The organism is Frigoribacterium sp. Leaf186 (assembly GCF_001423905.1).
Taxonomy (GTDB): Bacteria; Actinomycetota; Actinomycetes; order Actinomycetales; family Microbacteriaceae; genus Frigoribacterium.
On record NZ_LMPQ01000010.1, the window covers coordinates 586,196 to 610,988 of the forward strand.

General features: G+C 71.8%; 22 protein-coding genes and 1 tRNA gene. 5 read left to right on the top strand and 18 right to left on the bottom strand.

Features of this window, described 5'->3' with window-relative positions; translation table 11 throughout:
* Positions 1-389 precede the first annotated feature (389 nt).
* Together ASG05_RS09505 and ASG05_RS09510 are read left to right on the top strand one after the other, a co-directional pair.
* Positions 390-1,082, top strand: a complete 693-nt coding sequence (locus ASG05_RS09505) for a hypothetical protein (RefSeq protein ID WP_056260090.1) — start codon at positions 390-392, stop codon at positions 1,080-1,082.
* 13 nt (positions 1,083-1,095) lie between these two features.
* Entirely contained in the window at positions 1,096-1,575 is a 480-nt protein-coding gene (locus ASG05_RS09510) for a hypothetical protein (protein WP_056260092.1), read from the top strand.
* A 167-nt stretch (positions 1,576-1,742) separates the two neighbouring features.
* On the opposite strand, the gene ASG05_RS09515 is transcribed toward ASG05_RS09510, so the two are convergent.
* On the bottom strand, positions 1,743-2,384 hold the full coding sequence (locus tag ASG05_RS09515) for an amino-acid N-acetyltransferase (protein ID WP_082486598.1): 642 nt from the start codon (positions 2,382-2,384) through the stop codon (positions 1,743-1,745).
* Positions 2,385-2,563: 179 nt separating this feature from the next.
* Positions 2,564-5,053 carry an ATP-dependent Clp protease ATP-binding subunit gene (locus ASG05_RS09520; RefSeq protein ID WP_056260094.1) on the bottom strand — a complete coding sequence of 830 codons (2,490 nt, stop codon included), beginning with the start codon at positions 5,051-5,053 and terminating at the stop codon, positions 2,564-2,566.
* A gap of 195 nt (positions 5,054-5,248) precedes the next feature.
* Here ASG05_RS09520 and ASG05_RS09525 point away from each other — a divergent pair, with 195 nt between their 5' ends.
* Positions 5,249-6,247, top strand: a complete 999-nt coding sequence (locus ASG05_RS09525) for an NAD(+)/NADH kinase (protein WP_082486599.1) — start codon at positions 5,249-5,251, stop codon at positions 6,245-6,247.
* A gap of 217 nt (positions 6,248-6,464) precedes the next feature.
* Here ASG05_RS09525 and ASG05_RS09530 read toward each other — a convergent pair whose 3' ends face one another.
* From ASG05_RS09530 to tilS, 15 genes are all read right to left on the bottom strand, one after another.
* The gene (locus ASG05_RS09530) at positions 6,465-7,316 is read right to left on the bottom strand and encodes a serine protein kinase RIO (protein WP_056260097.1); all 852 of its coding nucleotides are present in this window, start codon (positions 7,314-7,316) and stop codon (positions 6,465-6,467) included.
* 334 nt (positions 7,317-7,650) lie between these two features.
* Positions 7,651-8,631 carry a hypothetical protein gene (locus ASG05_RS09535; RefSeq protein WP_056260098.1) on the bottom strand — a complete coding sequence of 327 codons (981 nt, stop codon included), beginning with the start codon at positions 8,629-8,631 and terminating at the stop codon, positions 7,651-7,653.
* A gap of 308 nt (positions 8,632-8,939) precedes the next feature.
* On the bottom strand, positions 8,940-9,962 hold the full coding sequence (locus tag ASG05_RS09540) for a sigma-70 family RNA polymerase sigma factor (protein WP_056260100.1): 1,023 nt from the start codon (positions 9,960-9,962) through the stop codon (positions 8,940-8,942).
* 376 nt (positions 9,963-10,338) lie between these two features.
* On the bottom strand, positions 10,339-10,578 hold the full coding sequence (locus ASG05_RS15885; RefSeq protein WP_157490158.1) for a hypothetical protein: 240 nt from the start codon (positions 10,576-10,578) through the stop codon (positions 10,339-10,341).
* 169 nt (positions 10,579-10,747) lie between these two features.
* Positions 10,748-12,268: a lysine--tRNA ligase gene (lysS, locus tag ASG05_RS09550; protein ID WP_056260102.1), complete on the bottom strand. Its 1,521-nt coding sequence runs from the start codon at positions 12,266-12,268 to the stop codon at positions 10,748-10,750.
* A gap of 49 nt (positions 12,269-12,317) precedes the next feature.
* Complete coding sequence (locus tag ASG05_RS09555; protein WP_056260104.1) at positions 12,318-13,121, bottom strand: Rossmann-like and DUF2520 domain-containing protein; 804 nt, start codon at positions 13,119-13,121, stop codon at positions 12,318-12,320.
* Positions 13,118-14,875, bottom strand: a complete 1,758-nt coding sequence (locus tag ASG05_RS09560) for a PH domain-containing protein (RefSeq protein WP_056260106.1) — start codon at positions 14,873-14,875, stop codon at positions 13,118-13,120. Before ASG05_RS09560 ends, ASG05_RS09555 begins: the two co-directional genes overlap by 4 nt.
* Complete coding sequence (locus ASG05_RS09565; RefSeq protein WP_056260108.1) at positions 14,872-15,351, bottom strand: PH domain-containing protein; 480 nt, start codon at positions 15,349-15,351, stop codon at positions 14,872-14,874. The genes ASG05_RS09560 and ASG05_RS09565 overlap by 4 nt, the downstream gene beginning before the upstream one ends.
* Positions 15,352-15,406: 55 nt before the next feature.
* The gene (locus tag ASG05_RS09570; protein ID WP_056260110.1) at positions 15,407-15,883 is read right to left on the bottom strand and encodes a DUF3180 domain-containing protein; all 477 of its coding nucleotides are present in this window, start codon (positions 15,881-15,883) and stop codon (positions 15,407-15,409) included.
* Positions 15,880-16,596, bottom strand: a complete 717-nt coding sequence (gene folK, locus ASG05_RS09575) for a 2-amino-4-hydroxy-6-hydroxymethyldihydropteridine diphosphokinase (protein ID WP_235491452.1) — start codon at positions 16,594-16,596, stop codon at positions 15,880-15,882. Before folK ends, ASG05_RS09570 begins: the two co-directional genes overlap by 4 nt.
* A complete protein-coding gene (folB, locus tag ASG05_RS09580) occupies positions 16,593-17,087 on the bottom strand; it encodes a dihydroneopterin aldolase (RefSeq protein WP_235491453.1) in 495 nt (164 codons plus the stop codon). Before folB ends, folK begins: the two co-directional genes overlap by 4 nt.
* Complete coding sequence (folP, locus tag ASG05_RS09585; RefSeq protein ID WP_056260796.1) at positions 17,084-17,917, bottom strand: dihydropteroate synthase; 834 nt, start codon at positions 17,915-17,917, stop codon at positions 17,084-17,086. The genes folB and folP overlap by 4 nt, the downstream gene beginning before the upstream one ends.
* A 790-nt stretch (positions 17,918-18,707) precedes the next feature.
* On the bottom strand, positions 18,708-20,699 hold the full coding sequence (gene ftsH / locus ASG05_RS09590; protein WP_056260111.1) for an ATP-dependent zinc metalloprotease FtsH: 1,992 nt from the start codon (positions 20,697-20,699) through the stop codon (positions 18,708-18,710).
* A 125-nt stretch (positions 20,700-20,824) separates the two neighbouring features.
* Complete coding sequence (gene hpt / locus ASG05_RS09595) at positions 20,825-21,376, bottom strand: hypoxanthine phosphoribosyltransferase (RefSeq protein WP_056260114.1); 552 nt, start codon at positions 21,374-21,376, stop codon at positions 20,825-20,827.
* A gap of 45 nt (positions 21,377-21,421) precedes the next feature.
* Positions 21,422-22,414: a tRNA lysidine(34) synthetase TilS gene (tilS, locus tag ASG05_RS09600; RefSeq protein ID WP_056260116.1), complete on the bottom strand. Its 993-nt coding sequence runs from the start codon at positions 22,412-22,414 to the stop codon at positions 21,422-21,424.
* Positions 22,415-22,483: 69 nt separating this feature from the next.
* On the opposite strand from tilS, the gene ppa reads away from it, so the two are divergent.
* On the top strand, positions 22,484-22,975 hold the full coding sequence (ppa, locus tag ASG05_RS09605) for an inorganic diphosphatase (protein WP_056260118.1): 492 nt from the start codon (positions 22,484-22,486) through the stop codon (positions 22,973-22,975).
* Positions 22,976-23,056: 81 nt separating this feature from the next.
* On the opposite strand, the gene ASG05_RS09610 is transcribed toward ppa, so the two are convergent.
* Positions 23,057-24,343, bottom strand: a complete 1,287-nt coding sequence (locus ASG05_RS09610; RefSeq protein WP_056260120.1) for a M23 family metallopeptidase — start codon at positions 24,341-24,343, stop codon at positions 23,057-23,059.
* A gap of 335 nt (positions 24,344-24,678) precedes the next feature.
* On the opposite strand from ASG05_RS09610, the gene ASG05_RS09615 reads away from it, so the two are divergent.
* A tRNA-Glu gene (locus tag ASG05_RS09615) sits at positions 24,679-24,754 on the top strand.
* Positions 24,755-24,793 lie beyond the last annotated feature (39 nt).

Sequence of the window (24,793 nt, forward strand, 5' to 3'; positions counted from 1 at the left end):
TCTACCCGCTCGACGCCTGCACCCCCGCGTCCACGAGCATCAGCCCGTCGAGTGGTCACGAACCGTCCTTCCGACCCACCCGAAAGACGATCTGCGACCACTCGACCCGCGCCTCCAGAAGGCGAGTTGCCCACACCTGCCCGGCCCGCACGAGACCAGGGCACGAGTGGGCAGAAGATGCTCCTCCCACGCACGCGACGAGCATCTTCTGCCCACTCGGCCTCCACCTCCCGACCACCCGAGCACCCCGCCCCGCCCGACATCCCCCGCACCGGGGTACGCCCGGCTCGGCGCCACCGCCGGCGCGTGCACCCCGCTCCACGGGGATTCTCAGCCCACACGCCGCGGTGGTCCCGGCCAACCCCCTGACCGGCCCTTAACCTGTGCCCATGTCGACGTTCAAGAACCCGGTCGGGCCGCAACCGCCCTCGGTCTACTGGCGTCGTCGCGCGGTGCTCGCGCTCGGTCTGATCGCGGTCGTGGTCATCATCGTGTTGATCGTCGTCCGTCCCGGATCAGGCTCGGCCGAACCCGGTGCCGCCGCGACGACCTCCGCACCCGCAGGCGACGCGGCCACCCCCTCGCCCGCGCCCAGCGAGACCGCCCCCGCGGCCGACGCCACCGCCGACCCAGCCGACGACCCGACCGACGACGCCGCGGCCGGCGCCTCCGACGCCCCGACCTGCTCGGCCCGCGACATCGACCTCAAGCCGGTCACCGACAAGACGAACTACGCCGCCACCGAGCTGCCGCAGATCTCGATGACGATCACCAACTCGGGTCGCTCCGACTGCTCGATCGACCTGGGCTCGGCGCAGCAGACGCTCGTCGTCTCGAGTGGCGAAGAGCAGTACTGGTCGTCGAAGGACTGCCAGGTCAACGGCACCAACCAGGTCGTCACGCTCACCGCCGGCCAGACGCTGAGCACCCCGGCGATCGCCTGGGACCGCACCCGCTCGTCCGCCGAGACGTGCGAGTCGGCCTCGCGCACCCCCGTCACCGCGGGCGGCGCCACCTACCGGCTCTCCGTCTCGGTCGGCGACATCACCTCCGCCGACACCGCCCAGATGATCCTGAACTGACAGTGACCCACCCGTGAACGCCACCCCTGCTGCCCCCACGCCCTCCGACCCCGTCGACCCGGCCGACCGCAACGGCACCTTCCGGTCCGAGTCGCTCGAGCACGCCCTCGCCGCCCAGGACGTCGCCGCCGTCGCCTTCGCCCTCCGGCACGACGTCGTCGTGGTGCCGAAGCTCGTGCTGCCGAACGAACCGACCGGCGCCCCCTCGACCGGCGGCCCCGACGACGGAGCCGTCCCCGACGAAGGCGACCAGGTGCGCGTCTTCGGCCGCGAGAACACCGACAAGCGCATCCTGCTGCTCTTCTCGTCGGACGACACCTACGCCGCGATGGTCCCCGACGACCCGAACCGCCAGGTCATGCTCTACGACGCCCTCTCGCTCCGGGCGTTCCTCGAGGCCCACCTCGACGTCATCGAGCAGGTCTTCTTCGACATCGCCGGCCCCCACACCATGGCCGCCAACCCCGACGACCTCCTCAAGGCCCTCGGCTAGCAGCACCCCCGGGCAGCCCCGGGCACCGAGCCCAGGAGGCGCGGGTCGAGTGGTCCCGAATCGTCCCTCCCCGCGGGTCGAGGGACGATACGGGACCACTCGACCGGCCACGGTGGACGTGGGATCGAGGTCGGGCCCGAACGCGGGCCTGAGCCCAGCCGGAACGACTAGAGCGCCGGCAACGCCTTCAGCATGCGCGAGTTGCCGAGCGTGTTCGGCTTGACGCGCGCCAGGTCGAGGAACTCCGCGACGCCCTCGTCGGTCGAGCGCACGAGCTCTCCGTAGACGTCCGGAGGCACGAGCCCCTCGTCGCCCACGTTGAGGTACCCGTGCTTCTCGAAGAAGTCGACCTCGAACGTCAGGCAGAACAGCCGGCCGATCTCGAGTCGGCGGGCCGCGCCCTCGAGCGACTCGAGCAGGCGGTGCCCGACGCCCTTGCGGATCCACGCGGGGTCGAGGGCGAGCGTGCGCACCTCGGCGAGGTCGTCCCACATGACGTGCAGCGCACCGCAACCGATCGGCACCCCGTCGGGCCCGACGGCGATCTGGAACTCCTGCACGTCGCCGTACAGGGTGACGAGGTCCTTGCCGAGCAGGATGCGCTTCTGCACGAACGGCTCGCACAGCCGCTGGATATGCGGCACGTCGCTCACGACGGCGTCGCGCACCGTGATGCCGTGCCGGTCCGCACCCGCACGCCCGCCCGCACCCCTGAGCTGGCCGGCATCGCCGCCCCCGCCCGCACGCCCGACCCGGTCGGCGGCACCCGTCGCATCGGCAGCGGTCGTCGCGTCGGCGGCGTCAGACATCAGGCTCCCTCAAGCACACGACCCGAGGAGGCGCGGGTCGCCGCCCAGCCTAGCGACGCGGTCGCGACCCGGCCCCGGGTACGCCGAAGGGCGGCCTCTCTGCTGAGAGACCGCCCCGGGCGTCGAAGGCGACCCGCGCCTCCTACGGTGTTGCTGTCGTGCTGGTGATGCGTTCGCGCCTAGCTCTCGATCTCGGGGGCGTCGCCCACGAGCACCTCTTCGCGACCCGGCTGACGCGAGGTGGCGAAGGTGAACTCACCGTCGACGAAGTCGACCTGGACGTGGTCGCCCGCGTTGAGCTCACCCTGCAGGATGCGCTCGGAGAGCCGGTCTTCGACCTCGTGCTGGATGGCACGACGCAGGGGGCGAGCACCGAGCGACGGGTCGAACCCGATCTCGATGAGGCGCTCCTTCGCGGACTGCGAGAGCACGGCCGTCATGTCGCGGTCGAGCAGACGGTCGGACAGGCGCTTGATGAAGAGGTCGACGATCTGCAGCAGCTCTTCTTGGTTGAGCTGCGGGAACACGATCGTCTCGTCGACGCGGTTCAAGAACTCGGGCTTGAAGTGCTTCTTGAGCTCTTCGGTGACCTTCGAGCGCATGCGCTCGTAGGACGTCGCCGTGTCGCCCTCGATCTGGAAGCCCACGGGGCCACCCGTGATGTCTTTCGTGCCGAGGTTGGTCGTCATGATGATGACCGTGTTCTTGAAGTCGACGACGCGACCCTGACCGTCGGTGAGACGCCCCTCTTCGAGCACCTGCAACAGCGAGTTGAAGATGTCGGGGTGGGCCTTCTCGATCTCGTCGAACAGCACCACCGAGAACGGCTTGCGGCGGACCTTCTCGGTCAGCTGCCCGCCCTCTTCGAAGCCGACGAACCCGGGAGGGGCACCGAACAGCCGCGAGACGGTGTGCTTCTCGCCGTACTCGGACATGTCGAGCGAGATCAGCGCGCCCTCGTCGTCGAACAGGAACTCGGCGAGCGCCTTGGCCAGCTCGGTCTTGCCGACGCCCGTGGGCCCGGCGAAGATGAACGAACCCGAGGGACGCTTGGGGTCCTTCAGGCCGGCACGCGTGCGGCGGATGGTCTTCGAGAGGGCCGCGATGGCCTGCTCTTGACCGATGACGCGCTGGTGCAGGGCCTTCTCCATGAAGACGAGGCGCGAGGTCTCTTCTTCGGTGAGCTTGAACACGGGGATGCCCGTGGCCTGGGCCAGCACCTCGGCGATGATGCCCTCGTCGACGGTGCCACCGGCACCGGCCTCACCCGAACGCCACTGCTTCTCGAGACGGAGGCGCTCACCGAGCAGCTTCTTCTCTTCGTCGCGGAGCGAGGCGGCCTTCTCGAAGTCCTGGTCCTCGATCGCGCCCTCTTTCTGGCCGCGGACGCCGGCGATGCGCTCGTCGAACTCTCGCAGCTCGGGCGGTGCGGACAGGATCGAGAGGCGCAGGCGGGCGCCGGCCTCGTCGATCAGGTCGATGGCCTTGTCGGGCAGGAAGCGGTCGCTGACGTAGCGGTCGGCGAGGTTCGCCGCCGCGACGATGGCGCCGTCGGTGATGGACACCTTGTGGAAGGCCTCGTACTTGTCGCGCAGCCCCTTGAGGATGTTGATCGCGTGCGGCAGCGAGGGCTCGTTGACCTGGACGGGCTGGAAGCGACGCTCGAGGGCGGCGTCCTTCTCGAAGTGCTTGCGGTACTCGTCGAGCGTCGTCGCACCGATCGTCTGCAGCTCACCACGGGCGAGCAGCGGCTTGAGGATCGAGGCGGCGTCGATCGCGCCCTCGGCGGCACCCGCACCCACGAGGGTGTGGATCTCGTCGATGAAGACGATGATGTCGCCGCGCGTGCGGATCTCTTTCGTGACCTTCTTGAGGCGCTCTTCGAAGTCACCGCGGTAACGGCTGCCGGCGATGAGCGAACCGAGGTCGAGCGAGTAGAGCTGCTTGTCCTTCAGCGTCTCGGGGACCTCGTTCTTGACGATCGCCTGGGCCAGGCCCTCGACGACGGCGGTCTTGCCGACGCCGGGCTCACCGATCAGCACGGGGTTGTTCTTCGAACGACGGGAGAGGATCTGCATGACCCGCTCCATCTCTTTCTCGCGCCCGATGACCGGGTCGAGCTTGTTGTCGCGCGCGGCCTGCGTCAGGTTGCGACCGAACTGGTCGAGCACCTGGCTGCCACCCTGCGCGCCCTGGGTCTGTTCGCCGCCCACGGCCACCGCCTCTTTCCCCTGATAGCCGGAGAGGAGCTGGATGACCTGCTGGCGGACCCGGTTGAGGTCGGCGCCGAGCTTCACGAGCACCTGGGCGGCGACACCCTCACCCTCGCGGATGAGGCCGAGCAGGATGTGCTCGGTGCCGATGTAGTTGTGGCCGAGCTGCAGCGCTTCGCGCAGGCTCAACTCGAGGACCTTCTTCGCCCGGGGCGTGAAGGGGATGTGGCCGGTGGGCTGCTGCTGGCCCTGGCCGATGATGTCTTGCACCTGCTCGCGCACCGCGTCGAGCGAGATGCCGAGCGACTCGAGGGCCTTGGCGGCGACGCCTTCGCCCTCGTGGATGAGGCCGAGCAGGATGTGCTCGGTGCCGATGTAGTTGTGGTTGAGCATCTTCGCCTCTTCTTGGGCGAGGACGACGACGCGACGGGCACGGTCGGTGAATCTCTCGAACATCTTCTTTGCTCCCTAGGTGGCGGGGTGGTTGTCGCCACCGAATGTGCATCTGGCGCCCGCAGGGTACGGCACCGGTTTACAGAGAGAGTAACCAGGGCCCGCGGCTTAATCTGCCCCTGTTCGCTGGGGGCATAGAGCAGTGCGCGGGCGGGCCGACGGGGCGCGCTGACAGGGGTGGCGGCTAGCCTCGCGCACATGGGCAAGTTCACGGTCGGTCTCGTTCCGCACCCCACGAAGTCGGTGCTCGACAGCGTCGACATCATCCGCGACTGGACGACCCGGTCGGAGGCACACCTGCTCGCCATGACGTCGGACGCCACGCGCGTCGGCGACGGCGTCGAGCTGGTCGACGAGCGGGCCTTCCGCGACCGCGTCTCGGTCGTGGTCGCGCTGGGCGGCGACGGCACGATGCTCGGCGCGATGCGCCTGGTGGCCGAGCGGCCCGTGCCCGTGCTGGGCGTCAACTACGGCAACGTGGGCTTCTTGGTCGAGGTCGAGCCGCGCGACCTGCCCGAGGCCCTCGACCGCATCGGCGACAAGCAGTTCTCGCTCGAACCGCACCACGCCCTCGAGGTCACGCACACCACGACCGGCTTCGAGAACACCTACCTCGCCTTCAACGACGCCTCGGTCGCCCGCCGCCCGGGCGAGGGCGTCGTGACGGCCGACCTCGTGCTCGACGAGACGCCCTACGGCTACTACAAGGCCGACGCGATCGTCGCGGCGACCCCCGCCGGGTCGACCGCCTACAACTACGCCGCGGGCGGGCCCATCCTGTCGCCCGCCATCGCCGCCGTCGTCGTCACGCCGGTGGCGCCGATGTCGGGCATCGACCGCTCGGTGGTGCTCGGCCCGCGCGAGCGGCTGCGATTCGAGATCGGCGACGGCACGCACTCGGCGGCGCTCGAGGTCGACGGACGCGTCGTCGCCGACGTCAGCGAGGGCTGCGTCATCAGGCTCGTGCTGCGGCGCGACGCGGGCCAGGTGATCCGCCTCGACGCCGACCGGCACGGTCGCAAGGGCCGCCTCAAGCTCAGCCTGCTCGACCTGCCGCTCCGCGAGGACCAGCTGCTCGAGCTCGTCCCGACCGACGTGCGGGCCCGTTTCCGTGAGCGCGCCGAACGTGCGGGCGGCATCGCGGGGGTCCCGCACGACGACGACACCGCCGTCACCGGCATCAGCCCCGTGCGCTGACGCGACCGCCCGCAGGAGGCGCGGTGCGCTGTGGTCGCGCACCGCGCCTCCTGCGGTCTGCCGCCGGCGGGGGCCCGGGCCCGGCGCCGGCTCGTGCCGGGTCGGGCGCCGTCTCGTGCCGGGTCGGGCGCCGTCTCGTGCCGGGTCGGGCGCCGTCTCGTGCCGGGCCCGGCGCCGACTCGTGCCGGGCCCGGCGCCGACTCGTGCCCGGCCCCGGCTAGAACACCTCGCCCAGCGCCTCGGCGAAGACCTGCTCGGGGTCACGGACGAACCCGCGGCGGGCGAACCACGCGCAGACGTTGCGGCAGTCGCGTTCGAGTAGGTCGACTCCGTTCGGGTTGCTGGCGACGTCGACGAGCTGGGGCACGTCGATGGCGACGACCCGTCCGTCGTGGACGAGCAGGTTGTACGGCGAGAGGTCGCCGTGGGCGAAGCCGGCCCGGGCGAAGCCGAGCACGATCTCGCGTACCTGCTCGAACAGCGGCCACAACTCGGCGCCGTCGGCCTGGACCTGCGCCAGTCGCGGAGCGGCCTCGGCACCGTGACCGACGAACTCCATGAGGATCTCGGTGCCGCTGATCTGCACCGGGTACGGCACCGCGACGCCGAGGGAGTGCATGCGGCACAGAGCGTCGAACTCGGCCGCGGCCCAGAGCCCGGCCTGCACGCGCCGGCCGTGCCGCGAACCGCGGGCCATCGCCCGGCCGTCGCGTGTGTTGCGGACGCGTCGGCCCTCGCGGTACTCGGACGAGCGGTGGAAGTCGCTCTGCTCGGCGCCCCGGTACCGCTTCGCGGCGAGCAAGGAGGCGCGGGCACCGTCACCGGGGCCCAGCACGACGTCCGTCGGCACGGCTCGGTCGATCAGGTGGACGTCGGCCTCCTTGCCGGTCTTGACGACGCCGAGCTCGGTGTCGATCGCGGCAGCGGAGGTGACGACCCACGCGGGCCAGGGCCGGGGCCCTCGCTCGGTGGGGGTGGCGGCCGGCCAGGTGGACCAGCGCTGGTCGGCGTCGACGTCGGGGTCGACGGTGGAGAAGGTGGGAACGACGAAGTCGTCGGAGAAGGTCAAGCTGTGCTCCAGGGGAACGTGAGACCTGCCCGGCGGAGGGCACGGGGGCGCGGGCTCCGTCGCACGGGGGCGACGGGCTTCGACGCGGCGGGGGCCGGCTACGAGCGGAGGGTCTCGGGGTGAGTGGGGTACGCGTGGTGTGCGTTGACGGCAGTCATGCTCATCACCCCTCTCGTGGAGCGTCTCGTGGCCCGGCCACCTGGTGCCCGGGTCCGCCCACGGTACCGCCCCGCGCCTCCCCTGTCGATGGCGGGTCCCGCTTCGCGAAGACGCGAGTGGGCAGAACATGCTCGTGAACCGGGACGGAGGAGCAACTTCTGCCCACTCGAGCGCTTCACGCGAGGCATCGACGCACCCGGGCGACGAGTTCGTCGGCACGACGCCCGTGCAGGTCGTCGTCGGTGGAGCGGATGGTCCTCCAGCCTGCGTCGGCGAAACGTTCTCTCCGCAGGATGTCGGTGCGGAACCGCCAGGGGTCACGACGGTGCTCGTCGCCCTCGTACTCGACGGCCACCTTGCACCACAGGTACCGGAGGTCGGGCTTGCCGAGGTAACGCCCGCTGTCGTCGTACGTCTCGGCGTTGATCTCGGGCTCGGGTAGCCCAGCCCGCGCGAGCAGCAAGCGGAGCTCGGTCTCCTTCGGCGACTCGACCCCGGGTCGCACGAGCTCGAGGGCCTCGCGGACCCGGCTGACGCCACGCCGACCCCGAGCGGATCGAACCGCACGTTCGAGCTCGTCGACGGTGCGCTCGCGTGCCGGACCGTACCGGGACCAGGAGCCGACGATCGCGTCCCCGGCACGGACGAGGTCGTCGAGCGTCAGCAACGACCCGCTCTCCACCCACGCCGTGACCGGATCGTCCACCGAGAGACCGTCGACGAGCAGTCGCCGACGGCCTGGCTCGAACCGCGCGGCACCGACGTCGTTCGCGTCCGAGACGTCGGTGATCGACCGGACCCGGTGCGTCACGACACCGGGCCGTCGTGGGCCCCGTCCGTCGGTCGAGGTCACGTGCAGGGGTTCTCTGCCGTCGCGGACCCGCCACGGGACCGGGAGACCCCAGAGACCGAGAGCCGTCACGTGGGAGAAACGCCAGTCGTCCAGCATCAGCGGACGCAGCGACCGGGCCGCCTCGATCAAGTCGAGGGCGAGACCGTGCCGGTCACGGCCCGGGTCGACGAGACGCCGGACGCCACGGTACGGGGCCTCGAGGTCAGCCCCCCGGAGGCGACCGACCCCGAGACCTGCACGACGAGCCTCGGCGACGGTGAACGGACGGTCGGCGAAAGGATCGGGGACGGTGATGCGCGACATCTGACGAGACTGTCGTCGAGGCCACAACCGCACCTCCTGATGCCGTGACCCTGGGGACGGATGCTCGCACCTCGGCTTTGGGGGCGAGACGACGGCGCTCTCGAGAGGGCAGAAGATGCTGCTCGTCAACGCAAACAGAGCACCTTCTGCCCACTCGGCAGGCCGGGCGACGCCCGGTGCCGAGGAGGTGCGGAGCGGCAGCGAGGGGAGCCGCCCGATCGAGCCCGGGCACGACGAAGGGCCGCCACCCGGGCGATCCCGGGCGGCGGCCCTGACGTGGTGCGTGCTGCGGCGAGCGCCGCGAGGTCCTACTGCAGGTAGAGCTGCAGGTCCTGGCTGACGGCCTTGGCGAACATGCGGAGGCGGGCACGGCTCTCGACGCGCGAGACGGCCTGACGCGACGAGTGGACGCGCTTCGAGATCTCGTCGAGGGTCATCGGCTGGTCGTCGTCGAGGCCGAAGCGCATGCGGATGACGCGGGCCTCGTCTTCGGGCAGCGTCGCCACGAGGGCGTGCATGTCGCGGTTCAACAGCGAGCTCTCGGTGGCCTGCGTGGGCGAAGGGGTCTCTTCGTCCTCGATGAAGTCGCCGAGCTCGCTGTCTTCTGCGTCGCCGACGACCGTGTGGATCGACACCGGCTCGTGCGAGCGGGACTTGAGCTCGATGAGGTCGGCGACCTCCATGGCGACCTCTTCGGCGACCTCGTCGACGGTGGGCGCGCGGCCCAGGTCGACGGTGAGGTCACGCTCGGCACGCGAGATGCGGTTGATGCGCTCGACCGTGTGCACCGGGATGCGGATGGCACGGGCCTTGTCGGCGAGGCCGCGGGCGATCGCCTGGCGGATCCACCACGTGGCGTAGGTCGAGAACTTGTAGCCCTGCGTGTAGTCGAACTTCTCGACGGCGCGGACGAGGCCGAGGTTGCCCTCTTGGATGACGTCCATGAAGGGCAGGCCGCGCTGCGTGTAGCGCTTCGCGATGCTGACGACGAGGCGCAGGTTCGCGGTGATCATGCGGTCCTTCGCACGCTCGCCGTCGTGCTGCAGCCAGCGGAGGTCACGCATCATCTCGGCGTGCGCCTTGGTGCGGTTCTTCTTGACCGCGTCGGCCGCCTGGAGCTCTTTGAGCTTCTCGCCGGCGAAGAGGCCGACCTCGATGCGGCGGGCGATCTCGGTCTCTTCCGCTGCGTCGAGCAGCGGCATGCGACCGATGTGGCGGAGGTAGTCGCCGACCTGGTCGGTGGAGGCCCCGCGGACCTGCGACAAGACCTCGACCTCGGTGTCGTCGGTGGCCGTGGTGGTGTTGCGCGTGGTGACGGAAGTGGTCGTCATCGTTCTCTCCCTGCTCGAAGTACTGACCTGATGTCGCGTCGATTAGTTCGTGAAGCTCTTCGGCGTGGTTCAAGTCTGGCGTGCACCACCGTCGGGCCAGAAGTCGGTGCAGCCCCTCGCGGGCCATCTCGGAGCGCACGTCCAGAGTTTCGACGCCGACGGGGTACGAAGACGGACGACGTTTGACAGCAGCTCGAAACGGGTATAGGCGGCCACTAGCAGGGCGGGGGTACACATTCTCAGGTCGCTCACCGGAAACTCGGCCGCAGATCTGTCGGGGGTACGCACGACGGCACCGCGATCCCAGGAGGCGCGGTGCCGTGACCCGAGGACGCCCGCGTCGGCGAGGCGGCTCGGCAGGAGCGATGAAGCGGGGCTAGACCGCGCTGCGGTCGGTGGCGCCGCGGTCGGTGGCGCCGAAGCCGGCCTCGCGGCGCGACTCGCCGCGCTCGTCGGCCTCGGCCTTGGCGCGTTCTTCGGCCTCGACCTTGGCGTAGACGGCACGCTCGGTGCGGTCGGAGCGCAGCAGGGCCCGGACGATGAACCAGAAGATGAGGCCCACGACGATGGTGGGCGTCACGGAGAAGACGATGGCTCCGGCGAGGGACTCAGGCACCCGCCCAGGGTACGTCGCCCGGCTGGGGAACACCACGGGCACCTCTCGACGCCGAGACGACACAGCCACGCAGACGACACGGACGCCGACACGACGGAGGCGCGGTGCCCGACCGGCACCGCGCCTCCTGCGCTCGAGGCGGTCGCCCGACGCGGGCCGACCGTCGGGGCTACTTGACGAGCGGGAAGAGGATCGTCTCGCGGATGCCGAGGCCGGTGATCGCCATCAGGAGGCGGTCGATGCCCATGCCCATGCCGCCGCTCGGCGGCATGCCGTGCTCGAGCGCGGTGAGGAAGTCCTCGTCGAGGCGCATGGCCTCGGCGTCGCCGCGGGCCGACAGGGCGGCCTGCTCGACGAACCGTTCGCGCTGGATCACCGGGTCGACCAGCTCGGAGTACGCCGTCGCGAGTTCGAAGCCGCGGACGTAGAGGTCCCACTTCTCGACCACGCCGGGCGTCGAGCGGTGCTGGCGGACGAGCGGACTCGTGTCGACGGGGAAGTCGACCACGAAGGTCGGCCGGTCGAGCGACGGCTTGACGAAGTGCTCCCAGAGCTCTTCGACGAGCTTGCCGTGCGTCTCGTGCGGCACGACGAGGTCGACCGTGGCGGCCAGGGCCTGCAGGTCGGCCACGGTCGTCGACGGCGTGATCTCGACGCCGGCGGCCTCGCTGAGCGACTCGTACATGGGCACCCGGGCCCACTCGCCGCCGAGGTCGTACTCGGTGCCGTCGGCCAGGGTGACGAGGTGCGACCCGGCGACCGCCATCGCGGCGTTCTGCACGAGCTCTTGGGTCAGGCGGGCCATCTGGTCGTAGTCGCCGTAGGCCTGGTACGCCTCGACCATCGCGAACTCGGGCGAGTGCGTCGAGTCGGCGCCCTCGTTGCGGAAGTTGCGGTTGATCTCGAAGACGCGGTCGATGCCGCCCACGACGGCGCGCTTCAAGAACAGCTCGGGCGCGATGCGCAGGTAGAGCTCGGTGTCGAAGGCGTTGCTGTGCGTCTGGAACGGCCTGGCCGCGGCGCCGCCGTGCATCGTCTGCAGCATGGGCGTCTCGACCTCGAGGTACTCGTACGAGTCGAAGGTGCGGCGCAGCGACGAGACCGCCGCCGCCCGGGCGCGCACGGTGGCGCGGGCCTGGTCGCGCACGATGAGGTCGAGGTAGCGCTGACGCACGCGGGTCTCTTCGCTGAGCTCGGAGTGCAGGTTCGGCAGCGGCAGGATGGCCTTGGCCGCGATCGACCACTCCGACACCATGATCGACAGCTCGCCGCGACGCGACGAGATGACCTCGCCCTGCACGAAGACGTGGTCGCCGAGGTCGACGAGATCTTTCCAGTCGGCGAGGCGCTGCTCGCCCACCTCGGCGAGCGACACCATGGCCTGGATGCGGCTGCCGTCGCCCGCCTGCAGAGCGGCGAAGCAGAGCTTGCCCGTGTTGCGGGCGTGCACGACGCGACCGGCCAGGCCGACGACGTCGCCCGAGCGGCTGTCGGTCTCGAGCTCGGCGTACCGGGCCCGCACGGCGCCGATCGTGTCGGTGATCGGCACCCCGACCGGGTACGCCTCGACACCGGACTCGAGCAGGCGGGCGCGCTTGTCGAGCCGCACCTGCTTCTGCTCCGACGCCTCGCGGGCGGCGGTGGCGGCCTCGTCGTCGGGGGTGGTGGTCGGATCGGGCGCGGCGGTCATGTGTCAGGTGCTCCTGGGGTGGTGGAGGGGGCGGGAGGCGCGGGCCGGGTCAGGCGCGCGGGTCACCGAACGCGGTGGGGCCGTCGTCGAACGAGGCCATGTCGATGGTACCGGGGCCGGCCGAGCCGCCGGCCTCGCCGAGGGCGGCGTCCATGGCCGACCGCATCAGCGGGGCGAGCAGGCGGCCGGGCTCGGGCAGGCCCAGCTCGGTCAGCAGCCCGACCGACTGCTGGACGATCGCGGCCGAGAACTCGGTGGCGGTCGCGATCGCCTCGGCGTAGCGCTCCCGGTCGGCCTCGGCGACGACGACGGGTTCGGCGCCCATCTCGACGACGAGCGCCTGCCCGATCGGCTGCACGGGGGTGGGGGCGGTGACGGCGCACCAGGCGTCGCGCAACCGCACGAGGTCGATGGTCGTGCCGGTGAAGGCGAGCGCGGGGTGGATCGCGAGCGGGATCGCCCCGGCGGCGAGCGCGGGCCGCAGCACCTCGAGCCCGTGACGGGGCGAGGTGTGCACGACGAGCTGGCCCGGCTGCCAGGTGCCCGTCGCGGCCAGGCCCTGCACGAGGTCGGCGAGCTGGTCGTCGGGCACCGCGAGCAGCACGAGCTCCGACCGCTCGACGATCTCGGGGACGGTCAGCACGGGCACGCCCGGCAGGATCGCCTCGGCCCGGTCGCGGCTGCGCTCGGACACGGCCGAGATGCCGACGATCGCGTGCCCCGCGGCGGCGAGCGCGGCGCCCAGCACCGGACCGACCCGCCCGGCACCGACGATGCCGACGCCCAGGCGGCCGCTGCGTCGGTCGCCGCCGCGCGATGGGGCGCGGGGGTCGGAGCTGCGGGGGTCGGTCACGGCGTCTCCTCGCTCCAGCGGTGGCTGCGGTCGGCGCGGGCGGCGGCGATGGCCTCGCGGCTGGCGGTGGTGAAGAAGCCGAGGGCGTCGTCCTGGTCGAGGGCGCCGATCTCGGCGACGATCGGCCCCTGGACGGTGTGCAGGTGCACGGTCGCGAGCCGCAGCCGGCGACGCAGCGGGCCCTGCACCAGCCCGACGCTCTGCACGCGGGGCAGCGGCACGATGACGAGCTGACGCCAGATCGCACCCTTGCGCAGCAGCAGGGCGCCCGGCGCCGAGCGGAACCCGTTGCGCCGCCACGAGAACCAGCGCAGCACGGCGGCCCGCCGGGGTGACACCGTGAAGCCGCCGTCGGTGCCGCTCGACCGGAGGCCCCCCTCGACGAGCGAGAGGGTGTGCTCGGTCGACGAGGCGACCGCTTCGGGGACGCCCGCCGGCGCGGTCGAGTCGACCCGCGCCTCCTCGGCGGCGACGCCGACGGCGGCCACGCCGACCAGCTCGGGCAGGATCAGTTCGAGGACGCGGCGGACGTCCTCCTCGTCGCCGACCGGCAGGATCGTCGTGTTCTCCTGCCCGGCGGCGCCCTTGGTGCTGGAGCGCGAGGCCCGGTTGATCTTGACGTCCCACCAGCCGAACGGGCGCCAGAGCAGCGGCTGACTGACCTTGACCGAGTGGATGCGTCCGGGCGGCAGCGTCTCGTTCGAGGTCGAGAAGAGCCCGTAGCCGATGCGGACGCCGTCGCGCGTGCCGGCGATCGTGTAGCGCAACGACTTCGTGATGCGGTTGACGTAGAACCCGCCCGAGCCGAGCACCGCGGGCAAGAGGGCGAAGAGCAGGAACCACTCGCCCGTCGTGATCACGCTGACGGCGATCGCGACCACCGCCGCCACGAGGAAGAGCGTGTACCCGCTCAGCACGATCGACCCGATCAGCCGCCCGGGCGACAGCTCGACGACGGACTGCGGCGGCGCTTCGTCAGGGTCGAGCTCGGGCGCGAGGAACTCGTTCGCGCGCTGCTCGACGAGACCGCCGAAGCCCGGGCGGTGCGGGGCGTGCGTGCCGGGGCCGGCCGAGGCCGAGGCCGGGTCGAGGGTGGCCGATGCCGTCGGACCGGCGTGCGAGGCGGTCGTCGCGTCGGCCGGGCCGCCCTCGGTCGTGACCGGCGCGTGCTTCTGCTGCGCGCCTCCTGCCCTCCGCAGGATCTCGCGGCGCAGGTCGTCGGCCGAGGCCGAGCGCAGGTAGGCGAGGTTCACGTTGGCGTCCTGCCCGGCCTGGTTCACCTCGAGCTTGGCGGCGCCGAAGACCCGGGCGAGCAGCGGGCGCTGGATGTTGATGCCCTGGATGCGGTCGAGGCGGGCCCGGCGGTTCGTGCGGAACACGATGCCGCTGCGCACCTCGACGACGTCGTCACCGACCCGGAAGGTGTTCATCCGCCACGACAGCCAGGCCCCGCCGACGAAGAGCGCGATGACGACGAACACGGCGAGCAGCAGCAACCCCAGCCACCCCTGGTCGACGACGTAGGCGAACGGGTCGCCCTCGTCGCCGCGCCGGCCGCCGGGCACGAACAACTCGACGACGTACTCGCGCGCGTTGTTGAACAGGATCACCATCACCGCGACGAGCGCGATGCCGCCCTTGAGCAGCGGGGTCGCCGGGTGCAGGCGGTGCCACTCGCCGTCGGTGAGGGCGGCGACCTCGGGAGGCGCGGGTCGGGCCCCGCTCCCGTCCGACCCGGTGCGGGGGTCGCTCACAGGCCGGCCCGACGCGACTCGGCCAGCTCGACGAGGCGGTCGCGCAGCCGCTCGGCCTCGTCGGCGGGCACGCCGGGGATCGTGACGGCCGACGCCGCGGCCGCGGTGACGAACTTGAGGTCGCTGAGGCCGAGCGCGCGCACGACGGGCCCGCGGTTGATGTCGATCAGCTGCATGCGGCCGTACGGCACGGCCACGACCCGCAAGAAGAGGATGCCCTTGCGCAGCAGCAGGTCGTCCTCGCGCAGCTGGTAGCCGATCGCCCGGACGCGGCGGGGTGTGAGGGCGGCCACGACGATCGTGACGACCACGACGACTGCGGTGATCGCGTAGGTCCACCACTGGCCGATCAGCCAGAGCGGGGCAGTCGCGGCGGCCACGATCAGGCCGGTGACGAGGTAGCCGATCAGCTCGGGCCAGACGTACTTCGGCGAGACGCCGGTCCACTGGGCGTCGGGGATGTCGAGTCGGTCCATGTCGGCGTCTCTTCCGGTCGGCGTCGGTGTCGTGCGGTGGCGTGGCCGCGGCCGGTCAGACCGCCTGGGTGCCCGAGCCCGAGCCGCGCTCGTCGTCGGCGGGCGGGACGGTGCACATCCGCTCGGCGACGATGCCGGCCGCGAGCAACCCGGCGCCGCCGACGACGGCGACGATCGTGGGCACGAGGGAGCCTACAGCGAGCCCCACGCCCCGTGACAGGACGAACAGCAGCACTCCCCCGGCGAAGCCGCCGAACAGGGCGCCGGCCAGGCTGCTCGCCTTGGCCAGCAGCAGCACGCGCGTCGCGTAGTAGGGGTCGACGCGCTCCTTGATCGAGCCCTGGGCCACCCGTCGCACCGGCACGGCCATCGAGACGACGACGGCTCCGATGCCGAGCAGCACGAGGCCGGTGGCGGCGGGCAGGACGATCGACGGCTGCCGCATGGCCACGAGCACCGAGTCGAGGACGAACCCGGCCGCCACGGCCACGATGACCAGGCCGACCAGGGTCGAGGGGCGGGTGTGCTTCACGGGGCTCCTGGGCTGGGGTCGGGGGTGGGGTCGGGGACGTCGGCGGGGTCGGGGACGTCGGCGGGGTCGGGGGCGCCGGCAGGATCGGGGGCGCCGACGGGCTCGGGGTCGGGGGCGGGGCCGAGCAGCGAGGTCGCCCCGGGCACGGGGCGGCTGTGCTCGGTGAGGCGGGACGCGAGGTCGGCGACGCGCCCTGCTCCCGCGAGCCGCGCCTCCGGGTCCAGCTGCAGCCAGGGCTCGAGCACGAACGCGCGCTCGGCGGCGCGGGGGTGCGGCACCTGCAGGCGCTCGGTGTCGATGCGCTCGTCGTCGAGGGCGACGACGTCGAGGTCGAGGGTCCGGTCGCCCCAGCGCACGTCGCGGGTGCGTCCGTGCGTCGCCTCGATCGCCTGCAGGGCGTCGAGCAGGGCGTCGTCGTCGAGCGTGACGTCGGCCAGCAGCACCGCGTTGAGGTAGGTGGGCTTGGTCGGGTCGGGGCCGTCGAGCGTCACGGCGGTGGACGACACCGGGGCCGAGGCCGCGACGACCGTCACGCCCGGGGTCGCGTCGACGGCCCGCACAGCCTCGCGCAGCAGGGTGTCGCGGTCGCCCAGGTTCGAGCCGAGGGCGATCACGGCCCGCCGGACGCGCGGCTCGGTCTCGCGAGGCGCCGGGACCGGCCCGGTGGAGTGCTGCACGGCCGCGTGCTGGCCGATCGGCACCGGCCCGGTCACGCGCGCTCCCGGCTGATCGTGATCGACACGTCGCCGAACGGCACCGTGATCGGGGCGCCCGGCTTGTGCACCGTGACCTCGGTCGCGACGGCCGCCCGGTGGGCGAGGACGACGGCGGCCAACCGCTCGGCGAGGGTCTCGATCAAGTCGACGGGGTCGCGTTCGACGGCGGCGACCAGCTCTTCGGCCAGCACCCCGTAGTGCACGGTCTCGCCGAGGTCGTCACCCGAGGCCGCGGGGGCCGTGTCGAGGTGCACGACGACGTCGACGACGAACTCCTGCCCGTCGCGACGCTCGTGGTCGAAGACGCCGTGGTGTCCGGTGGCCCGGACGCCCTCGAGGCGGAGGACGTCGAGGCCCCGCGCCCGCAGGGCGACCGGCCCCCTCGCCGAGCCGGGCACGTCGCTCGAGGCGCTCTCGGGCGTTTCGACGCCGTCGTCCTCGGGCGAGGCGTCGGGCAGCCCGTCGGGTCCGGTCGCGCGGCCGCTCACGCGTGCCTCGCCGGTCGACGGGGTGCGGCGGCACCCTCGGTCCAGGCCTGCAGCACGTCGAGGGCGGCCCGGGTGCCGGCGACGTCGTGCACGCGCACGCCCCAGACGTCGGCCTGCGCGGCCAGCACGCTGACGACGGCGGTCGCGGGGTCGCGGTCGGCGGGCGGTGCGCCCTCGGGCACGAGGTCGGCCAGGAAGCGCTTGCGCGACGCCGCCACGAGCACGGGCAACCCGAGCCGGCCGAGCACGTCGAGGTGCGCCAGCAGCTGCCAGTTCTGCGCGCCGACCTTCGAGAAGCCGAGGCCCGGGTCGAGCACGATCGAGGCGGGGTCGACGCCCTGGGCGACGAGGGCGTCCACGCGGGCGGCGAGCTCGTCGACGACCGTGCCGACGACGTCGCCGTCGTAGTCGCGCGACGCGGCGGAGGGTGCGTGACCCGAGCCGTCGAGGCGCCCGCGCCAGTGCATGACCACGAAGGTGCGCCCGCTCTCGGCCACGACCCGCGCCATGTCGACGTCGGCGAGACCGCCCGACACGTCGTTGACGATCTCGGCACCGGCCTCGACCGCGGCGGCCGCGGTCGACGCGTTCATCGTGTCGATGCTGACGCGCACACCCTCGGACGCGAGCCGGCGGACCACGGGCAGCACCCGTCGCAGTTCGTCGGCCGGTTCGACGCGGGCCGCACCGGGCCGGGTCGACTCGCCGCCCACGTCGACGACGTCGGCGCCCTGGGCGACGAGCGTCCGCGCGTGGGCGAGGGCGGCGTCGACATCGAGGTGCCGTCCGCCGTCACTGAACGAGTCGGGCGTCACGTTGAGCACCCCCATCACGACGGGCCCCGGTCGGCGCCGCACCGCGCGGTCGCGCGATCGCCGGAGCTCGGACGCAGGAGGCGCGGCGTGCGACCCCGGGCCGGTCGCGCCCCGATCACGCACCACCGGTGCCGCGTGCGACGCCTCGCGCTGCCGCTCGGGTCGTGCCCGGGCCTCGACCGCGGGGCCGACGTCGTCGAACGACCGCTCGTGCAACGGCCCCTCGAACCGGCCGCCGGCCACGAGCCGACGCCCGGACCGGGTCGCGGCGACTCGGTCGGGGACTGGCACGGACTCGGGGTCGGCGATCGCGGTCGGGCCGGGCGCAGCGGTCACGGCGGCCACGGCCGGGGTCTCCGCCGCGGACGTCGCAGGCGACGCGGCAGCCTCGCCCGTCGCCGTCTCTGACATCTCGGAGCCGGCATCCGCCGAACGCGTCGTGGGCGTCCCGGACGGCAAACCGGACGCCGGCGTGGTCGCGGGAGTGTGCGTCACGGGCGGCAACTGGGCGGGCGGGCGGACGGCCGCGGTCTCGTCGAGGGCCAGGACGAGTCGCCCCTGCGTGACGATCCCCTCGGCCGTCTCGTCGTCGGTGACCCGGGCCGACGCCGGGGGTGCGTCGACCACCACGTCGGCCGGGTAACGCTCGCGACCCCGGGGCCGCCGGAGCGGTGCCTCGGAGGGTGCGGCGGGGGTTCCGCCGGACTGGTCGGTCACGGGGCGGTACCTCCGTTCGGTGCTGGGGACGAGCCCTCAGGCTAGCGACCGGCTGCGCCGTGGCGCAGCCGGTCGGGCCGATCGTGCGTCAGGCCGTGGCGATGCCCGGCGTCGTGCGGGGCGGGCGCGTGCGGGCCGGCTTGGTGGTCGGCTCGGAGTCGACGCCACCGTCGACGGCCTCGGCGTCGACCGGGGACTTCGTCGGCATGGGGATCGCCGGACGGTCGGACACCGGGCGCTTGTCGCTCGAGAGCCACTGCGGGCGCTCGGGCAGCTTCTTGACGTCCTTGAAGATGACGGCGAGCTCGTCGTGGTCGAGCGTCTCTTTCTCGAGCAGCTCACGGGCGAGGAAGTCGAGCACGTCGCGGTTGTCGTTGATGACCTGCCACGCCTCGTCGTGCGCCTGCTCGAGCAGGACGCGCACCTCGGCGTCGACCGTCTCGGCGATGTTCTCCGAGTAGTCGCGCGAGCTGCCGTCGCGGCCCATCATCATCTCGCCCGAGGCCTGCCCGAGCTTCACCGAGCCGACCTTGTTGCTCATGCCGTACTCGGTCACCATCTTGCGAGCGGTGGCCGTGGCCTTCTCGATGTCGTTCGAGGCGCCCGTGGTCGGGTCGTGGAAGACGAGCTCTTCGGCCACCCGGCCGCCCATGGCGTAGGTCAGCTGGTCGAGCAGCTCGTTGCGGGTGACCGAGTACTTGTCCTCGAGGGGCAGGACCATCGTGTAGCCGAGGGCACGGCCGCGGGGCAGGATCGTGATCTTGGTCACCGGGTCGGTGTGCCGCATCGCCGACGCCGCGAGGGCGTGACCACCCTCGTGGTACGCGGTGATGAGCTTCTCGTGGTCGTTCATGATGCGGCTGCGGCGCTGCGGGCCGGCCATCACGCGGTCGACCGCCTCGTCTAGGGCGCGGTTGTCGATCAGCTGGGCGTTCGACCGTGCGGTCAGCAGGGCGGCCTCGTTGAGGACGTTGGCCAGGTCGGCACCGGTGAAGCCGGGCGTCTTGCGGGCCAGCACCTCGAGGTTGACCGAGGCCGCGAGCGGCTTGCCCTTGCCGTGCACCTCGAGGATCTGCTTGCGACCGTCGAGGCCGGGGGCGTCGACGCCGATCTGGCGGTCGAAGCGACCGGGACGCAGCAGGGCCGGGTCGAGCACGTCGGGACGGTTGGTCGCCGCGATCAGGATGACGTTGGTCTTGACGTCGAAGCCGTCCATCTCGACCAGCAACTGGTTCAGGGTCTGCTCGCGCTCGTCGTTGCCGCCGCCGATGCCGGCACCGCGGTGGCGGCCGACGGCGTCGATCTCGTCGACGAAGATGATCGCCGGGCTGTTCTGCTTGGCCTGCTCGAACAGGTCGCGGACGCGGCTGGCGCCGACGCCGACGAACATCTCGACGAAGTCCGACCCCGAGATCGAGAAGAACGGGACGCCTGCCTCGCCGGCGACGGCACGGGCGAGCAGGGTCTTGCCGGTGCCGGGAGGGCCGTAGAGCAGCACGCCCTTGGGGATGCGCGCCCCGACGGCCTGGAACTTGGCGGGCTCCTTCAAGAACTCCTTGATCTCTTCGAGCTCTTCGATGGCCTCGTCGGCGCCGGCGACGTCGGTGAACATGACCTGCGGCGTCTCCTTCGACGCGAGCTTGGCCTTGGACTTGCCGAACTGCATGACCTTGCTGCCGCCGCCCTGCATGGACGAGAGCAAGAACCAGAAGATGACGCCGATGATCAAGAACGGCAGCAGGATGCCGAGCAGCGACATGAACCAGCTGGTCTGCGTGACGGTGTCGTCGAAGTTCTCGAGGTTCGCGTCGTTGATCGCGTCGACCACCTCGGAGCCACGCGGCGTCGCGTAGTAGAACTGCTCGGCCTTGTCGCCGTCTTTCAGGACGAGGTCGACGCGCTGCTCGTTGCTGAAGATCGTGGCGGACTTGACCTGGTCGCCCTGGATGGCCTCGAGGCCCTTCTGGGTCGAGATCTGGGTCGTGCCGGCACCGCTGATCAGGCTCCACCCGATGCCGATGCCGATGACCGCGATCACGATGTAGATGATCGGACCGCGGAAGAGTTTCTTGAAGTCCATGTCAGTACGGGCGACGCCCGACACCTTTCTGCAGGAAGAACGTGAGCAAAAGGGTACATCGGAGCCGCTATGCGCCGGATGGGTGTTCGCCGAGGGCTTGATCCGCCCCGCCGAGGGGCGGACCGCTAGCTGTAGACGTGGGGCGCGAGCACCCCGACGCCGCGCAGGTTGCGGTACTTCTCGTCGTAGTCGAGGCCGTAGCCGATGACGAAGTCGTTGGGGATCTCGAAGCCGACGTACCGGACGTCGACGGCGACCTTGGCGGCGGCCGGCTTGCGGAAGAGCGCGAAGATCTCGACCGAGGCCGCGCCGCGCTTCTGCAGGTTCTCGAGCAGCCACGACAGGGTCAGGCCCGAGTCGATGATGTCCTCGACGATGATGACGTCGCGACCGTGCAGGTCGCTGTCGAGGTCTTTGAGGATGCGAACGACGCCCGACGACTTGGTGCCCGAGCCGTACGAGGAGACGGCCATCCAGTCCATCGAGGCGGCCAGCTTGAGCTCGCGCGAGAAGTCGGCCATGACCATGACCGCGCCCTTGAGCACGCCCACCAGCAGCGGCTCGCGGCCGGCGTAGTCGGCCTCGACCTGCCGGGCGACCTCGGCGATCTTGGCGTGGATCTGCTCTTCGGTGTAGAGCACGCTGGTCAGGTCGGCCTCGATGTCGCTGAGTTCCATGGTGGTGTCGTGCTCCAGGGGTCGTGGGGTGCCGAGGGGGGGATCTCAGGAGGCGCCGGTCGCCGAGAAGTGCAGCGCGCCTCCGGTGCGTACAACTGTAATGCCCGGCAGCGACACGGCCCCCTGGCCGTGCCAGTCGGTCACGAGCCGGGCGACCTCGAGGGTCTGCGCCCGCGAGAGGGAGACGCCGAACTCGCCCTGCACCGCGAGCCGGATCAGCCGTTGCCGCAGGGCCGCGGGGTTCGCGGCGAGGCCTCGGACGTCGAGCGAGATGCCGGCCTCGGCGTGGTCCGCCAGCTCTTCGGCCAGTTCGTCGGCGAAGTGGTCGAGGGCGGCGGAGTCCTCGCGAAGGGCGTCGGCGGTCCGGGCGAGCGCCTCGGTGATGCCCGGCCCGAGCTCGCGCTCGAGCATCGGCAGGACGGTCTGCCGCAACCGCACCCGTGTGAAGGCGGGGTCGTCGTTGTGCGGATCGGCCCACGCCTCGAGGCCGGCGTCGGAGCACGCGGCCGCCGTGGTCGAGCGACCGACGCCGAGCAGGGGCCGGGCGTAGAGGCCGGACCGCGCCTCCATGCCGCTCAGGCTGGTCGCGCCGCTGCCGCGGGTCAGGCCGAGCAGCACCGTCTCGGCCTGGTCGTCACGGGTGTGGCCGAGCAGCACGGTGCGGGCCCCGTGCTCGGCGGCGGTCGAGGCCAGGGCGGCGTACCGGGCCGTGCGGGCCGCGGCCTCGGGGCCTCCTTCGGTGCCGACCGACACCCGCACGACGACGACGGGGTCGAGCCCGAGGCCACGGGCCTGCTCGGCCGCGCGGGCCGCGACGGTGCGCGAGTCGCCCTGCAGGTCGTGGTCGACGACCACCGCCCCCGCGCGGAGCCCCGCACGGGGCGCCTCGAACGCCACGCCCGCCGCGAGCGCCAGCGAGTCGGGCCCGCCGCTGAGCGCCACGAGCACGAGGTCGCCCTCGCGGTGACCGGACAAGGAGGCGCGCACGGCACGTCGGACGTCGGCCGTCGCGGGAGTCAGGCGGGGTCTGTCGGGCATCTTGTAACGTTAGCGACACCGCCGACCCGTCGGGTCGGACCCCAACGACGCATCGCAAGGAGCACACCCATGGCCGCGTACGACGCCGTGATCGAGATCCCCAAAGGCAGCCGCAACAAGTACGAGGTCGACCACGAGACCGGTCGCGTCTACCTCGACCGCGTCCTGTTCACCGGGTTCGTCTACCCGACCGACTACGGCTTCTTCGAGAACACCCTGGGCCTCGACGGCGACCCCGTCGACGTGCTCGTGCTGCTCGACTACCCGCTGTTCCCGGGCGTGGGCGTGAAGGTCCGCCCGGTCGGCGTCTTCAACATGACCGACGACGGCGGCAGCGACGCCAAGGTCATCGCCGTCCCTGCGAAGGACCCGCGCTGGGAGCACATCCAGGACGTCACCGACGTGCCCGAGCACCTCCGGAAGGAGATCGAGCACTTCTTCGAGCACTACAAGGACCTCGAGCCCGGCAAGTGGGTCAAGACCGAGGGCTGGGGCGACGCCGCCGAGGCCGAGGCCATCGTCGAGGCGGGCATCAAGAAGCTCGCCGACGAGGGTCACTGACCTCTCGCACCCCGGCACGACGAAGGGCCCGACACCACGTGGTGTCGGGCCCTTCGTCGTGCCGCCGGCCGCGGACGACGCCTACAGGCGGATGCCCCGGTCGGACATGAACGGCTGCGGGTTCTGCGCGACGCCGCCGACGCGGGTCTCGAAGTGCAGGTGGCAGCCGGTCGAGTTGCCGGTCGACCCGACGTGGCCGATCTGCTGGCCGGTTCCGACGGCCTGCCCGACGCTCACCATGATGCCGCCGTTCGGCTGGTGGCCGTACCCGGTGGTGACGCCGTTGCCGTGGTCGACGAGCACGAAGTTGCCGTAGCCGCCGTACCAGCCGGCGTAGGTGACGACGCCCGCGGTGGCCGCGTAGATGGGGGTGTTGCAGCCCGCGGCGAGGTCGGTGCCGGCGTGCAGGATGTACGCGTGCGTGACGGGGTTGACCCGCATGCCGAAGCCGCTCGAGATGTTGCCGCCGGCGGGGCGGGTCCACCCCTGGGGCGAGACGACGCCGAGGGCCGTGCCGTTGGTCGCCGCCGCGGCGGCCGCGGCGGCGGCACGCGACTCCTCGACGCCCTTCTGATACTCGGCCTCGGTGTGGTCGACGTTCGTCTTCAGGGTCTCGAGCTGGGCCTGCAGCCGCGCCTGGTTCTCCTGCTGCGCGTCGAGCGCGTCGCTGGCAGCCTGGGCGGCGTCGTTCGCGTCGGCCAGCGCCTGCTGGGCCTTGTCGGCCAGCACGGCAAGGGCGGCCTCGGCGACGGCGGCCTGGTCGCTCAGCCCCTGGGCGGTGTTGCGGTCCTGTGTGGCCTGCGCGTAGATTCCGTCGGCCTGCTCGGTGAGCTTGCTCATCGCGCCGAGCTTGTAGAGCAGCTGCCCCGCCTCGCCCGGGTCGGCGATCAGGCTGCCGCTGACGCCGTTCGTGCCGCCCGAGCGCCCGAGCTGTGCGGCCAGCTGGCCGGCGCGCTCTTCGCTCGCGGCGGCGACCGTGTCGGCCGCGTCGGCCTGCGACTGCAGTTGTGCCGTCTTGTACTGGGCGTCGTCGTAGGCGGACTGGGCCTTCTGCAGCTCGTCGCCGCGCTTCTCGGCCTCGGTGTTCTTCGCGTCGAGGTCGGACTGCATCTGCGTGAGGATGCCCTCGAGGTTGGTGATCTCGGACTGCTTCGCGGCCTCGTCGCCCCGGGCCTTCTGGACGTCCTCCCACGAGGGGTAGGTCGCGGCGCTGGCCGACGACGCGGGCAGGCCGACGACTCCGGCGGTGAGCAGCAGCGACGCGGCGGCGATCGAGACGACCACCCGGGCCAGTCGCGAGGACGGCGCGAGGGGGCCCGACGTGAGGCTCGCCAGGCGGGCTCGGCCGGGTCGGCGGGTGTGGGGCATCGAATGGGTCCGATTCGTCGTGACGGCGTCGAGTCCGTCGTGCCGGTGGTCGCCGTGTGGTCACACGCTAACCCGGGCGGGCGGTCCCGTACAGCACCGGGTGGACGGCGCGCGCGGGCGGGCCGACCCGAGGGCGGGCCCGAACTCTCAAGAACGACTTGAAACTAGCCGCCGGGTGGGCCGTCCCCGGGCAATCGCGGCGGAGTGGCGGGCGAGTCGCGTGACCAGAACGGGGGACGAGGAGGCGCGTCCGCCGACCCGGCGTCGCCCCGTTTTGCTTTTGGCCCCGATCATCCGTATGCTCTGTGATCGGTTGCTATGACGTCCTCGGACACGGCCCCATCGTTTAGTGGCCTAGGACACCGCCCTTTCACGGCGGCAGCACGGGTTCGAATCCCGTTGGGGTCACCAGCGCCGAGCACCATGACACCGCACCACCTGCACCAACCA

Coding starts and splice junctions, on each gene's coding strand:
- ASG05_RS09505 (WP_056260090.1), top strand. CDS start 390: ATGTCGACGTTCAAGAACCCGGTCGGGCCGCAACCGCCCTCGGTCTAC.
- ASG05_RS09515 (WP_082486598.1), bottom strand. CDS start 2,384: ATGTCTGACGCCGCCGACGCGACGACCGCTGCCGATGCGACGGGTGCC.
- ASG05_RS09520 (WP_056260094.1), bottom strand. CDS start 5,053: ATGTTCGAGAGATTCACCGACCGTGCCCGTCGCGTCGTCGTCCTCGCC.
- ASG05_RS09525 (WP_082486599.1), top strand. CDS start 5,249: ATGGGCAAGTTCACGGTCGGTCTCGTTCCGCACCCCACGAAGTCGGTG.
- ASG05_RS09535 (WP_056260098.1), bottom strand. CDS start 8,631: ATGTCGCGCATCACCGTCCCCGATCCTTTCGCCGACCGTCCGTTCACC.
- ASG05_RS09540 (WP_056260100.1), bottom strand. CDS start 9,962: ATGACGACCACTTCCGTCACCACGCGCAACACCACCACGGCCACCGAC.
- lysS (WP_056260102.1), bottom strand. CDS start 12,268: ATGACCGCCGCGCCCGATCCGACCACCACCCCCGACGACGAGGCCGCC.
- ASG05_RS09565 (WP_056260108.1), bottom strand. CDS start 15,351: ATGGACCGACTCGACATCCCCGACGCCCAGTGGACCGGCGTCTCGCCG.
- folP (WP_056260796.1), bottom strand. CDS start 17,917: ATGGGGGTGCTCAACGTGACGCCCGACTCGTTCAGTGACGGCGGACGG.
- ftsH (WP_056260111.1), bottom strand. CDS start 20,699: ATGGACTTCAAGAAACTCTTCCGCGGTCCGATCATCTACATCGTGATC.
- hpt (WP_056260114.1), bottom strand. CDS start 21,376: ATGGAACTCAGCGACATCGAGGCCGACCTGACCAGCGTGCTCTACACC.
- tilS (WP_056260116.1), bottom strand. CDS start 22,414: ATGCCCGACAGACCCCGCCTGACTCCCGCGACGGCCGACGTCCGACGT.
- ppa (WP_056260118.1), top strand. CDS start 22,484: ATGGCCGCGTACGACGCCGTGATCGAGATCCCCAAAGGCAGCCGCAAC.
- ASG05_RS09610 (WP_056260120.1), bottom strand. CDS start 24,343: ATGCCCCACACCCGCCGACCCGGCCGAGCCCGCCTGGCGAGCCTCACG.